A 13,027-nucleotide genomic window follows, 5' to 3' on the forward strand; every position below is an offset into this window, starting at 1 on the left:
GAGACACACAGCCATGCCCCACGTCGAGGTCAACCTGCCCATCAAGGCCCCGGCCGCCGACGCCTGGCGTGCCGTCACCCGCCTCGAGGACTACGCCGACTACATGGAGAACGTCGAATCGGTGACCGTGCTCGGCGCTTCGGAGAGCGGCGCCCGCACCAGCGAGTGGTCGGTGCTGCTGAAGGGCTCCGTACTCGAATGGGTGGAGGAGGACGAACTCGACGAGGCGAACCGCGTGATGTCGTTCTCCCAGGTGTCCGGGGACCTGGACGAGTTCACCGGGTACTGGCGCGTCGACGACCGGGGCGACGGCACCTCGGTGGTCGTCTTCTCGGTCGACTTCGAGATCGGCATACCGCTGCTCGCCGACATGCTGAACCCGGTCGCGGCCAAGGCACTGCGCGAGAACTCCGAACACATGCTCCGCGCCATCGAGCGGCGGATCACCGTCTCGTGACCGACTCCCCGCGCGTCCTGGTCACGGGCGCCACCGGCGCCGTCGGCGCCGCCGTGATGCGCGCGCTCACCACCGCGGGGCACCGGCCCCACGGCGTCAGCCGCCGCGGCGGCACCGGACCCCGCCAACACGTCTGGCAGGCCGGCCGGGAGGCGCCGCCCCCCGCACTGCGCGGCCCGTGGGACGCGGTGGTGCACTGCGCGGCCGACACCCGGTGGAACCTGCCCTTCGAAGACGCCGAGCAGGCCAACGTCGCCCCGCTGCGGGCGGTGCTGGGCCTGACCACCCCGAAGACCCACCTCGTCCACCTCTCCTCCTCCTACGCCGGCGGCCTCGCCGGGGACATCACCTCGCCCGCCCCGGAGGCGTACCGCAACTCGTACGAGTGGTCCAAGGCCGCCACCGAACGGCTGGTCCACGCCGAACGGGAGAGCGCCGACATCGTCCGCTTCCCCGTGGTGATGGGAGCCCGGGCCGACGGGCTCCTCGACCGGTACAGCGGCTTCTTCTGGCTGCCCACGTCGCTGTGCAGCGGCGCCGTCCCGGCGATGGTGGCCGAGGAGAAGGCCCTGCTGGACATCGTCAGCACCGACGACGTGGCCGAACACGTCACACGGCTCGTCGCGGGCGGCCCCCCGGCGGGCACGAGATTGTCGATCCTCGGCCGAGGCGACCGGGCCCAGCCGGTGGCCGAGGCCTTCGAAACGGTCCGGGCCGCCCTCAACACCTGGCGCGCCCGGCACGGAGTGGCCCCGCTGGAACGCCTCCCGTCCATGACCCCCGAGCAGTGGAACCGCTTCTACCTGCCCTTCGCCGAGGAACACCTGGACCGGGCGCAACTGCTCCGGGTCACCGCGTTCCGCGCCTACCAGGGCTACCTGTCGGTCACGGAACCGTTCGAGGTCACCCACCGGGTGCCCGACACCGCCCTGGTCCTCCACCGCTCCATACGCCGCTGGGCGCAGACCCATGCGAGCGCCGCCCGCCGGATCCCCCGGCCGTGGCGGACCTGACCGGCACGCACCGCGCGGACACGGCGCCGCGGGGAACCGTTCGAAGGTGCAGGCCGGCCGGGGCCGAAGTGCCGCCGTTCGCCCAGGAAGGAAGAAACCGCCATGAGGAACATACGTGTCGCGCTCGCCGGCGCAGGCAACTGTGCATGGAGCTTCGCCCAGTTCGTCGCTCTGGCCCAGGCCGATCCGGACACCAGGCTGCCGGGACTGATGTGCCACACGCTCGGCGGCTACCGGCTCGCCGACGTCCGGATCGTCGCGGCGTTCGACGTGGACGCGGCGAAGGTCGGACTACCCCTCGCGCAGGCGTTCACCGCCCCCGCCATCTCCGCCACCGGCTTCACCGCGCTCGGCGCCGACCATGACGCCCCGGTCCTCCCGGCGCCCGTGCTCGACGGCCTCACGGGCCCGCTCGGCGCGGTGATCCCGATCGCCTCCGCCGCACGGGACGCCACCCCCGAGGACGTGGCCAAAGCCCTCGTCGAGCACGAGGCCGACGTCCTGGTCATCGCCCTGCCCACGGGAGCCTCCCAGGCCATCCGGATGTTCGCCCAGGCCGCGCTCACCGCCGGCACCGCCGTCGTCAACTGCACCCCGGAGGAGCTGGCCCGGGACGCGAACGTCAGCCGCAGGTTCGCGGACGCGGGGGTCGTCCTGCTCGGCGACGACCTGCGCAGCCATCTCGGAGCCACCTGCCTGCACACCGCCCTCATCGAACTGCTCCTCAGCCGAGGGCTGGAGCTGGAGAGCACCTACCAGCTCAACGTCGGCGGGAACACGGACTTCCTGAACCTCGCGGACACCGCCCGCTCCGCCTCCAAGTTCACCTCGAAGGCCAACGCGCTGCGCGCGGCCGGAATGGCCGATGTCGACGGGGTCGCGGGTCCCTCCGGGTTCATCGGGCACCTCGCCGACACGAAGCTGTGCTTCGCCAACGTCACCGCGAGGTCCGTGCTCGGCTCGCAGGTGCGCATCGACATCAAACTCCAGGTGGAGGACAGCCCGAACGCCGCCGGCGTCATCGCGAACGCCGTACGCGCCGCGAAGACCGCCGGCGACCGGGGCCTGTCCGGCGCGGTGGACGGCCCCTCCCCGCTGCTCTTCAAGAGCCCCCCGCACGGTCTGCCCGAATCCGAGGCCAGGACCGCGTTCCTGGACTTCGCCTCCTGAGCCGCCCCCCGTTCACCGAACAGAGAGACGGTCCATGCTGTCCATACAACGCGACTCCCGCTCGGTCGAGGACCTGCCCTACGAGCTGGTCGAGCGCAAGGGAGTGGGTCATCCGGACACCATGTGCGACGCCATCGCGGAGCGCATGTCCCGCTTCTACTCCCTCCACTGCCTCAAGGAGTTCGGTGGGGTCGCCCACCACTGGTTCGACAAGGTCACGCTCTATGGGGGCGGGGCGGACACCGACTACGGGCGGGGCGAACTCACCTCCCCGTACCGGGTCATGGTCTTCGGGAAGGCCGCCTTCAGGGTGGGCGCCGTCGAGATCCCCGTCCAGGAGCTGGTCTTCCGAGCGGCGGCGGAGGTCCTGGCGGAGGTCACCACCGGTTTCGACGCCACCCGCCACCTGGTCGTCGAACTCGGCGTCGTCGACCACCAGGGCTCGGGCCGCGGCCGTTCCCGCTACCAGCCCGCCTCGCCGGGAGACCTGGTACCCCTGCGCTCCGGCGGACTGGTGTCCAACGACACGAACCTGCTCCACGGATACGCGCCGCTGTCCCGACTGGAGAGCGTGGTGCTCGGGCTGGAACAGCTCGTCAACGGCGCCTCCTTCAAGCAGCGGCACCCCGACTCCGGCTGGGACGTCAAGGTGTTCGGCAGCAGGCGCCGGGACGCCTTCAGCCTCGTGGTCAACATGCCCTTCCTGGCGGCCCACATCGAGTCGATGGACCACTACCTGGCGCGCAAGGCCGTCGTGCGGGAGGAACTGGAGAAGTGCATCGCCTCCCTGGGCATCCACGACGTCCGGCTCCTGGTGAACGCCACCGACCGCAACGGCCGCCCCTACCTCACCGCGCTCGGGTCGGTGGCCGACACGGGCGACGTGGGCGTCGTCGGTCGGGGAAACCGGGTCAACGGCCTCATCACCCCCATGCGTCCCATGAGCATCGAGGCGCCGGCCGGGAAGAACCCCCTCGACCACACCGGGAAGATCTACAACGTCATGGCCATGCGGCTGGCCCAACAGGTCCACGAGGAGTTCGGCGGACCGGCGCAGGTGCACATCTTCACCTCCAAGGAGGCCCCGCTGGAGCACCCCGACGAGGTCGTCGTGACCACCCCGGACGCGGACGAGCCGGCTCTGCGGGCACTGGTGGAGGCCAGCGTCGCGAGCTCCGCCGACCTGACGGTCGAGCTGATCGAGAAGGGCATCACGCTGTGGTGATCCCCCGACAGGCGCGCGACCTCGTCACGCGGGCGCGCGCCGGCGGACCGCGCACGGACACCGGGCCGTCGCCGACCGCCCCGCCCGCGACCGGCAGCCACTTCGTGGTCCTGGTCAAGCCGGAGGTCATGACCCCGGCCGCGGGGCCCGAGGCGACCGCGGAAGCGGTACGGGTGCTCGGCGAGGCGGAGGTGGACGTGCGCCGCGCGGCCGTCGTCCCGGCGGGGGAGTTCGCGCGGCACGGGTACCTGCTCCTGCACTACCCGCGCCTGCACCGGCTGGCCGCCGACGGGCCCGCGGCGCTCACCTCCGGCGCCCGGCGGGAACTGCGCTCGCTGACGGGCACCACGGGGACCGGCGACGTCCTCGGGCCCTACGAGGCGATGACCCGGGAGGTGGGCCTCACCCCGCAGGCCCTGGACGAGCGCTGCCGGGACGCCGGCATCCACAGGCTGGGCTCCGGTTCGTACGCCTCGGTGACCGAACTGAACGGCCGCCCGGTGATCGTCCTGAACGGTTTCCTGCCGGCCCTCGTCGAGGGCTACACCGGGTCCGGAGCCCTCGTCGCGCTCCTGGAATGCCACAGCCGGCGCGAGATCGAGGCATTGCGCGGGGAGGTCCTGGGAGCGCTCCATCCGGCGCGCGCGGCCCCGGGTTCCCTGCGGGGCACTCTGGGGGCCCTGGCCCGGAGCCGGGGCATCGACGTCTCCGAGGGCCGCAACGCCGTCCACTTGTCGGCGGGTCACCTGGAGGGCATGTTCCAGGCATGGCGGTACTTCGCGGCGGCCGACGGCCGCGGCATCGAAAGCACCGCCTTCGGCGCGAGCCTGGCCGAGCGGGGCGTACCGGCGGCGTCGGTGACGGAACTCGCCGCCGACCACAACCTCACCGAGGACTCCGGGGAGACCTTCTCGCCGCACGGCGCGACCGAGGGGCTGCTCCGCGAGGACGCGCTCGACCACGTACGCGCATGGGCCACGGGAAAGGGGCTGGGGACGACATGAACACCCTCGAACGGGGGCTCGCGGGGCGCACCGCGGTGGTGACCGGCGGCGCCCAGGGCATCGGTGCCGCGGTGGTCGGGAGACTGTGCGCGGAGGGATGCCGTGTCCTGGTCCTCGACAAGAGCGCCGAGCACGGCCGCGCCGCGGTCAAGGAGTGGCGCGCACTCGGCCACGAGGTGAGTCTGGCCGTGGGCGACGTGGTCGACGAGGAGTCGGTACGGGCGGCCTTCGCCGGTCTCCCGGCAGGCTGGCCGGCGCCCACCCTGCTGGTGAACCTCGCCGCGGGCTTCGTCTTCAAGGGCCTGGACGCGACCCCGCAGGACTGGCACGCCGCACTCGCCCCGACCATCGTCGGACTGTCCCTGGTCACCCGGGAGTTCGTCGCCGGACTGCCGCAGGACGCGGCCGGGGCCGCCATCGTGAACATGGCCTCCATCTCGGCGCACATCGCGCAGAGCGGATACCTGACCTACAACACCGGCAAGTCGGCGGTGCTGGGCTTCACCCGCTGCGCGGCCCAGGAACTGGCCCCCCGGGGCGTCCGGGTCAACTCGGTGAGCCCCGGGACGGTGTGGAACGCCAACAACGAGCGCTACCACCGCGAGGCCCTGGGCCTGGACCGGGCGTCGGCCGAAGCGGCCCCGGAACACGGCGGGAAGTTCCTGCTGGGACGGTTCGCCGATCCGGAGGAGATCGCGGCGCCGATCGCGTTCCTGCTCTCCGCCGAGGCAGGCTTCATCACCGGCACCGACCTGCCGGTCGACGGCGGATACCTGGCGGTGTGAGCGGTGATAGACCTGCACACCCACCACCAGCGCTGTGGGCACGCCACGGGGTCCCTGCGGGACTACGTCACGGCAGCGCTCGACCGCGGCGTCAAGGTCCTCGGACTCTCCGACCACACCCCGATGTTCGCGGAGGAGGTGGACCAGGCGTTGCCCCGCGTGGCGATGCCGAAGTCACAGTTCCCCGCCTACATCGCCGAGGCGCTCGCCCTCAAGGAGGAGTTCGCGGGCAGCATCGAGATCCTCGTCTCCACCGAGGCCGACTTCTTCCGCGGGCGGATGGACGCGTACACGAAGGCGCTGAACGCGTACCCCCTGGACTACGTCATCGGATCGGTCCACATGTTCGAGGGCCGGGACATCTTCGACGTCACCCGCTGGGAGAGCGTCGAGGACGACGACCTCGGCGCGATCAAATCGCGCTACTTCCGGGAGATCGCCGCCTGCGCCCGGTCCGGCCTGTTCCACGTCATGGGCCACGTGGACGCGCTGAAGGGCAACCACCCGAGGCTGGGCCCCGTTCCCGCGCCCGCCGCTTCCGACGAGATGCTCCGCGCGATCCGGGACTCCGGCGCCGTGATGGAGATCAACACCTCGGGCGGCACCAAGATGTGCGGCGGCTGGTATCCCGAGTTCGACCTGCTCGAACGGGCCCACCACTTCCGGGTCCCGATCACCTTCGGCTCCGACGCGCACGTCCCCGAACGGGTGGCCGACCAGTACCCGGAGGTGGCCAAGGTACTCGGCGAGATCGGCTTCCGGACCTGGACCGTGTTCCGCCGCGGCGCCCCCGTGACCCGCCCGCTGTTCTGATCGCCGCCGCGTGGGCGGCCGTTCGGGCCGTCACCGCAGCACACCCCGGCAGGATGTTCCCGACCGTTCCCGTGGAGAGTTCCCATGCCCGTCAGTGACCTCGTATCCCGCGACCCGGACGGGGCGACCACCCGGTTCCTGCGCGTCCGGGACCAGACGTTGAAGATCGTCACCAATTCGCCCGAGGCCGCCGGCCTGGTCTCGGAGACCTTCTGCCCGCCGGGCATGCTCGGCGTCGCCGAGACCGACCGGGACGAGGCCCCGGCCCTCGTGATCGCCGACGTGGCCCGGGACCCCTCCGACGTGGCCGAGTTGCTCCAATGGTCGGCCGAGACCGCCGTACGGGGCGCGTACGAACTCACGCGCCACTACCGGCAGCCGCGTTTCGACGGCGAGGACCACACCGTCTTCGTGCTCCGGGACCAGAACTCCGACGAGGTGGCCGCCCTGATCCGCACCGAGGGGCGCATGACCCTCGTGCGCCCCCGGTCCGGGCTGGGGGACCGGTGGCTCACCCGGATCATCCGGGACGTGGCCACCAGGATCGCCAAGGCCGAGGGCTCGCTGGTCCTGCACTCCTCCGCCTTCGTGCACGACGACGGCGCCTACCTGGTGATCGGCGACTCCGGGGCCGGCAAGTCGACGACGGCCATCGCGCTGGCCCGGCTGCTCCCCTCCGCCGGCTGGATGGGCAACGACCGCATGCACCTCGACCGGAGCGGACCGGGCTACCAGGTGACGGCCTGCCCGCTGCCGCTCGCCGTCAACAAGGGCTCCCTCGACGTCATGGGCGTCACCGACTTCGGATCCTGGTCCGTACGGGCGGGCTTCCCGCAGGCCGGATCGGACTGGGACCGGTTCCAGGGCGAGGACAAGCTGAAACTGAGCTCGCGGGAAGTCGCCCGCCACCTCGGCGTCCGGGTCGTGCCGAACGCACCGCTGGCGGGTGTGATCCTGCCCCGCGTGAACCGCGAGGCCGACTACTCCCTCGCCCCCGCGAGTGCCGCCCACGCCGCCGAGGTGATCACCCGGAACTGCTTCTCCCTCGACGACAACCTGTACGGCGAGGACTGGCTGGACGTCCCCGTCCGACGGCGGGCGGCGCCCCCCTCGATCGACACCTTCCTGGAACACCTGGCGAAACTACCGGTGTTGCGCTGCTCCGTGGGCAGCGCGGCCGACGTGGCGAGGCTCGCGGCCGACTTCGAGGACCGCGTACGCAAGTGAGCACGCCCACCGGGGCACGGTTCAGGGCGCGCCCGCCTCCAGCGCCGCGGCCGTCCTGGCGACCAGGTCCAGGTTCTCGCGGAAGCGCGTCCAGAAGCGCAGCACCCAGCCGAGGTACCAGGTGCCCAGGCTCGCGTCCCGCCGCCCCAGCAGGGTGACGTGGCCGTGCCTGGGCAGGAACCACAGGGCGCCGAGACGGGCCAGGTCGGCGGCGCAGGAGTACGGGATGCCCAGGCGGGCGTGCAGCCGGCCGAGGAAGAGGCTCGTCGCCCTCGCATCCAGGGCGAAGTCACCCCGCCCGAGGCGGCAGGACAACCACAGCGCCTTGCCCGCGTCGGCGGGCCGACGCGAGAAGCCGGCCTCGTCCCAGTCGATCACCGTCAACCGGCCAGGACCGTCCGTGATCAGGTTGCGGCCGTGCAGATCGCCGTGGTGCACCAGCAGGCCGTCCGCGCTCGTCAACCGGGCCGCACCGCACCGCAGTTCACCGAGGAACTCGTCCATGGCCAAGCCCAGCCCCCGCCACTCACCGGTCAGCAGCGGGTCCACGAGTGAGCGCTCCGACCGAGCCCCGTCCAACCAGGGCGAGGCGTAGTCCCCGACCAACGCGTCCTCGGCCCGCACCCCCGCCGCACGCGCCGTCAGGTCGGCGAGGACGTCGACGACCCCACTGATGTGCCGCCGCGCGTCGTCCGCGGGCGTTCCGGGCACGTACGGACGCACCACCACCAGCCGGGTCCGCTCCGCCCCGTGGAAGCCCAGGTCGAGTACCGGCGGATACCAGGGCGCGCCGCGCAGGGCGGAATCGACGCGGCCGATCCGCCGGAACTCCGCCTCGGAAGAGCGCTCCGCGCAGTGCACCTTCACCGACAGCGACCGGCCGCCCCAGGCCACCCGGTAGGAGGCGTTGAGGCCCCGACCGTCGAGGAGTTCGGCCTGTCCGGCGGCGATGAGCCCGACGACCCCCGGGACGGTGGGCGCCGCGGCTCCCGTCACGACGGGAGGCCCGCCGCGCCGCTCTCGAACCAGTCGGTCACCGCCGCGACCAGCCTGTCCGGCGGCAGGGTGCTGTCCAGCCGCAGCACCGGACAGGTGAGCCCCGCCAGCCAACGCTCGTCCCTGGACCGGCGGCCCGGCACGTCGGTGTCCTCGTAGCCCCTCGCCCAGTCCATGAAATCGTGGTGGGCCGTCTCCAGTGCCCCGCCCGAGCCGATGTCGTCGCCGTACCGGACGACCTCGCGGCGCATCAGCCGGTCCATCCTGACCTTCTGGTCGATGGTCAGGAACACGACGCCGTCGACCTGCGCGATGACGCCGTCGCCCCAGCCCCGCAACGTCCCGGACAACACCCAGGCGGCGCGCGGCACGAACAACGTCTCCATCAGCGCCACACGGTCCTCGACGGGACGCTTGTGGGTGTACGGCGGAATGGTCGGCAGCCACAGGTAGTCGTCCACGTCCGCGTGCGCCGCCGCCCACAGGGTCGCTAGCGCGCGGCCGAGCGTGGTACTGCCCGCCCCACTCGGCCCCGTGACGAGCAGTCGGTGCGTGTGCATCCGAAGCCTCCCCTTCCTCGGGTGTCCCTTGATCGGGCGCCCCAGACTAACCGGCCGACCCGCCGTGCGACACGGCGCACGGCGAGACGGGCCGCGTCGCGCCGGCCCGGACCGGGTACCGCGGTACGGACAGAACCCCGCGCGGCGGCTACGCTCGCGGCCATGCCGACTGCCCTCGTGTCCGGTGTCTCCCGGGGCCTCGGGGCCCACCTGTGCCGCGCGCTCCGGGCGGCCGGTTACCGCGTCCTGGGCGTGGGCCTGTCGCCCTCGCCGCGCGGCGACCACGTCGATGACTACCGGGCCGTCGACCTGCGCGAGCCGCTCGCCGACGACCTCTTCGCCCACGAGGACGTCGACGTGCTGGTCGGCAACGCGGGCGTCTACCTGGACGACCCCCGGGGCGGCTACGGCGACCTCTTCTCGCTCACCCTCGACGACCTGCGGGACACCTTCGAGGTGAACCTGTTCGGCACCGCGCGACTGGTCCTGCGGTACGCCCCCCGGATGCTCGCGCGGGGCTCGGGCCGAATCGTCTGCGTCTCCTCCGGCATGGGACGTCTCCAGGACGCGGACGGGGCCTCCTTCGCCTACCGGTCGTCCAAGCTGGCGGCCAACTCCCTGGTCCTCTCGGTGGCCCGACACTTCGCCGAGACCCCCGGTGACCTGGCCTCCTTCGCGTACTGCCCCGGCTGGATCCGTACCGACATGGGGACGCCGGACGCCCCGAACGAGCCCGCTCCGGCCGCCGCCGACCTGGTACGACTGCTGGGCATGCCCGCCACACGGTCCAACGGCCGGTTCTTCCGGGGGCTCGACGAACTGGGCTGGGACACCCGCGGGCCGATGGTCTGCGAACCCGACTGAATCCCATGTCCGTTCCGCTCTGCGGAATCGCCCGGGACAGGCCCGGCCGTCCTTGTCATGATCGGCCGTGACGACCGGGACCCGGCACGGCGCGGGCCCCCTCCCAGACACGGGGGTGATATGCGGCATGACATCGAGCGCACCCACGCACCGGTACACCGTCCGTTCACACGTCGAGAGCACCGGCCTGACGTGCTCGCCGTCCGTGGCGCGGCACATCGACCGCCTCGCACGTCCCTACCTGTCCCTCGAACCGGGCCCCTGCCCACCCGGGGCCTGGGAGGTCGTCGCCGACACCGAGCCACCGGCGAGCGCCCTGCCGGAAACGGTCACCGCGCAGGGTGAGGCGAGCGTCCGCTACGCCGTCGACCGCACCCGGAGGACTCTCTACCACCTGGCCCCCGGGGGCGAGGCGTGGGTCACCCAGTCCCTCCTGCGGGCGACCCGGGCGATCCACCGGTCGGCGGCGAGCCGGCAGGGCATGCTCTTCCTGCACGCCGGGCTCGTGGAACTGGACGGACGGGGCGTCGCCCTCGTCGGTGGCAGCCGAGCCGGCAAGACCACCTTCGTCATGGCGAGCGTGCTGCACGGCGCGGGCGTCATGGTGTGCAACGACGACGTGAGCCTCACGGCGGAACCGCAAGGGAGCGGCGTCCTCGGCGTCGGGTGGCCGCGGTCGGTCTCGGTACGCCTGGACACCCTCGACCTGTTGTTCGGGCGGGAGGCGGCGCGGGCGGCCCTTTCCTCCCTGACGCATCCGGCCAATCAGACGCTGGGCAGCCTGCGCGAGTCGGGTGTCGAGGAGCACGGGACGGCCCTGATCTACCCCTGGGAGTACGCCGACCTGCTGGACACCCGCATCGGCCGGTCGGCGACCGTCGACGCGATCGTCCACCTCAGCCTCGCCGACGACCCGTCGGAGACCGGCGCGACCGACGTACCGCCGGCCGAGCGCGCAGGACTGCTGGAGCGGCACGTCCTGGGCCTGCCCAACAAACACCTCAACATCTTCGGCCACGCCCCGGACGACGCCACCGCCGACCGGACCCGTGACGCCCTCGCGGCGCTGCCCACCTTCCGCTTCCGGTACGCGTTCGAGGACGCGAGCCGGGAGGTGGAACGGCTCGCCGGCCACCTCCGCGCCCGCGTGCCGGCGCCGACCCGCTCCCCGGAACACCGCCTCACAGGCCGAGCCGCACCGGCCGGTCCGGGGCGCCACCGGTGAGCAGGGCCGTGAGCGGGGCGCCGAGATCGCGCGGGGCGAAGAGATCCGGGCCGCGGTACCCCACGACCTCCGACGCCCGCCACCACCGCGTGCCCGTGATGTTCTCGGCGGCGAGTTCCTCGTCGGTCAGCTCACCGCGCGGGGTGAAGGACGCGACGCGCACGAGGTAGTAGTCGTTCACGACACCGTCGTACCCCCGACTGATGTCGGGACGCAGGACCTCCTGGTGCCACGCGTGCGGCGGATCACCTCCGGTGAGGGCGAGCCCCACCTCCTCGCGCAACTCCCGGCGCAGGGCGTCGATCGGGCCCTCGCCCGGATCCAGCCCCCCACCGGGCGCCGCCCACAGGACGAGCGCCCCCGCCGGCTCGCGCAGGAGGAACCGGCACAACAGGACGCGGTCCTCCTCGTCCAACACGATCGCACGCACCGAGTGCCGAAGCTTCAGCGAAGTCACCGGTACACCGTACGCGCCACGCGGGTGACCGCGTCCGGTTCCCCCGGTCGCCCCACCTGTTCCACCGCTTCCATCCGGCCGCTCCCCGGCCGGGACACCGCACCCCGAACAGAAAGGGGAAGGTCAGCCGTGCTCTCCTTCCGTACCCACATCGCCGCCGTCTCCGGCATGGACGACTTCGACGAGGAGGCCGTCCTCGCGAAGATCCACCTCGCCGACGACGACATGCTGGTGCTGTCCGGTTCGCTCGTGGACGGCTCGGGCACCCCGTCCTCGGACTTCGACTTCTGCGTCATCGCCCGGTCGAAGGACGAGAGGTTCCACCGCGACACCTTCCCGCGCGAGCAACACATGCGGTACTACACCAGCGGCGACCGGGTGAGGGCGAGCTTCGACTACCTGCCCCACAGCCTGCTCGGGGTGGACGTCGAGTACTGGACGGTCCACGAGATCGCCGCCATGCTCGCCTCGCACGCACGGCTCTACACCCAGATGCGGACCCGCGCCCGCAAGTCCTCCGGCTTCGCGGCGTCGGCCGTCGACTTCCGGATCCTGTCGCGGCTCACGTACGGGATCCCGCTCACGAACGCCGCCGCGTTCCGGGAACTCGCCGCCGAGGTACGCCCCGGAGAGGTCGCCTACACGGCCTTCCGCGCGGCCGTCGGCAGCTACCCCGACTTCCGTGACCTGGCCGGCATGTGGGCGCAAGGAGACCACACGTCGGCGCTGATCGCGGCGCGCAAGCTGGGCATCGACACCTTCCGCGGCCTGACGCACGTCCACGGCAACACCAACCGCAACCCGAAGTACCTGACCCGCTTCCTCGCCCGCTTCCCTCTTCCCGCCGAACTGTGCGACCGCTTCGCCGAATTGAACGCCCTCGGCGTCGGGACCCGGGCCGATGCCGCCGACGCCGTCCTGGAGTGGCTCGACCTCATCGACCTCGCCTACGCCGAGATCCGGTCAGGGCGCGAGAAGGCGGAGGCGTTCGTCGGCCGCGCGGACTTCCTCGGCATGCTGAGGGAAGAGCTGCACGAGAGCATGACCTGGAACGCCGAGATCTCCAACGAGTACTGCTTCCGCGCCCGCGAGGTCGAACCCGGCCTGCCCTCCCTTCGCGAGCTGCTCTCCGCCATGACCGCCCGGGGCGCGGCCCCGCACCACCTCCCGCTCCAGGAGTGGGCGAAGGGTCGTACGGCCCCCGTCGGGGAGAACAACCAGTCCGCCTGAG

General features: G+C 72.1%; 14 protein-coding genes. 11 read left to right on the plus strand and 3 right to left on the minus strand.

Translation table 11 applies throughout. The annotated features are described in order from the left end of the window. Positions 1-13 precede the first annotated feature (13 nt). From ACQEVM_RS16945 to ACQEVM_RS16980, 8 genes are all read left to right on the plus strand, one after another. Entirely contained in the window at positions 14-457 is a 444-nt protein-coding gene (locus ACQEVM_RS16945) for a type II toxin-antitoxin system RatA family toxin (RefSeq protein ID WP_266967697.1), read from the plus strand. Beyond that, positions 454-1,470 (plus strand): NAD-dependent epimerase/dehydratase family protein, encoded by a 1,017-nt coding sequence (locus ACQEVM_RS16950; protein WP_433079529.1) that lies wholly within the window; start codon positions 454-456, stop codon positions 1,468-1,470. Before ACQEVM_RS16945 ends, ACQEVM_RS16950 begins: the two co-directional genes overlap by 4 nt. Positions 1,471-1,572: 102 nt before the next feature. After that, positions 1,573-2,640 (plus strand): inositol-3-phosphate synthase, encoded by a 1,068-nt coding sequence (locus ACQEVM_RS16955; RefSeq protein ID WP_433079531.1) that lies wholly within the window; start codon positions 1,573-1,575, stop codon positions 2,638-2,640. A 34-nt stretch (positions 2,641-2,674) separates the two neighbouring features. Then, positions 2,675-3,865 (plus strand): methionine adenosyltransferase, encoded by a 1,191-nt coding sequence (locus ACQEVM_RS16960; protein ID WP_433079533.1) that lies wholly within the window; start codon positions 2,675-2,677, stop codon positions 3,863-3,865. Next, positions 3,859-4,869 (plus strand): hypothetical protein, encoded by a 1,011-nt coding sequence (locus ACQEVM_RS16965; protein ID WP_433079535.1) that lies wholly within the window; start codon positions 3,859-3,861, stop codon positions 4,867-4,869. Before ACQEVM_RS16960 ends, ACQEVM_RS16965 begins: the two co-directional genes overlap by 7 nt. Then, positions 4,866-5,654 carry an SDR family NAD(P)-dependent oxidoreductase gene (locus tag ACQEVM_RS16970; RefSeq protein WP_433079537.1) on the plus strand — a complete coding sequence of 263 codons (789 nt, stop codon included), beginning with the start codon at positions 4,866-4,868 and terminating at the stop codon, positions 5,652-5,654. Before ACQEVM_RS16965 ends, ACQEVM_RS16970 begins: the two co-directional genes overlap by 4 nt. A 3-nt stretch (positions 5,655-5,657) precedes the next feature. Next, positions 5,658-6,467 (plus strand): histidinol-phosphatase, encoded by an 810-nt coding sequence (locus ACQEVM_RS16975; protein WP_433079539.1) that lies wholly within the window; start codon positions 5,658-5,660, stop codon positions 6,465-6,467. Positions 6,468-6,551: 84 nt separating this feature from the next. After that, positions 6,552-7,694 carry a hypothetical protein gene (locus tag ACQEVM_RS16980; RefSeq protein WP_433079541.1) on the plus strand — a complete coding sequence of 381 codons (1,143 nt, stop codon included), beginning with the start codon at positions 6,552-6,554 and terminating at the stop codon, positions 7,692-7,694. A 21-nt stretch (positions 7,695-7,715) separates the two neighbouring features. Here ACQEVM_RS16980 and ACQEVM_RS16985 read toward each other — a convergent pair whose 3' ends face one another. Further along, on the minus strand, positions 7,716-8,690 hold the full coding sequence (locus ACQEVM_RS16985; protein ID WP_433079543.1) for an aminoglycoside phosphotransferase family protein: 975 nt from the start codon (positions 8,688-8,690) through the stop codon (positions 7,716-7,718). After that, positions 8,687-9,250, minus strand: a complete 564-nt coding sequence (locus tag ACQEVM_RS16990; RefSeq protein ID WP_433079545.1) for a hypothetical protein — start codon at positions 9,248-9,250, stop codon at positions 8,687-8,689. Before ACQEVM_RS16990 ends, ACQEVM_RS16985 begins: the two co-directional genes overlap by 4 nt. 162 nt (positions 9,251-9,412) lie before the next feature. Between ACQEVM_RS16990 and ACQEVM_RS16995 the strand changes: the two genes are divergently transcribed. Continuing rightward, on the plus strand, positions 9,413-10,114 hold the full coding sequence (locus tag ACQEVM_RS16995) for an SDR family NAD(P)-dependent oxidoreductase (protein ID WP_433079547.1): 702 nt from the start codon (positions 9,413-9,415) through the stop codon (positions 10,112-10,114). 127 nt (positions 10,115-10,241) lie between these two features. Then, positions 10,242-11,339, plus strand: coding sequence for a hypothetical protein (locus ACQEVM_RS17000; protein WP_433079549.1), 1,098 nt, complete (start codon positions 10,242-10,244; stop codon positions 11,337-11,339). Here the strand turns inward: ACQEVM_RS17000 and ACQEVM_RS17005 are convergent. Then, on the minus strand, positions 11,296-11,796 hold the full coding sequence (locus ACQEVM_RS17005; RefSeq protein WP_433079551.1) for an NUDIX domain-containing protein: 501 nt from the start codon (positions 11,794-11,796) through the stop codon (positions 11,296-11,298). The two genes, ACQEVM_RS17000 and ACQEVM_RS17005, sit on opposite strands and share 44 nt — an antisense overlap. Before the next feature lie 129 nt (positions 11,797-11,925). Between ACQEVM_RS17005 and ACQEVM_RS17010 the strand changes: the two genes are divergently transcribed. After that, positions 11,926-13,026: a hypothetical protein gene (locus ACQEVM_RS17010; RefSeq protein ID WP_433079553.1), complete on the plus strand. Its 1,101-nt coding sequence runs from the start codon at positions 11,926-11,928 to the stop codon at positions 13,024-13,026. Position 13,027 lies beyond the last annotated feature (1 nt).

Origin of the sequence: Streptomyces sp. CA-243310 (genome assembly GCF_050936775.1) — a bacterium.
Classification (GTDB): Bacteria; Actinomycetota; Actinomycetes; order Streptomycetales; family Streptomycetaceae; genus Streptomyces.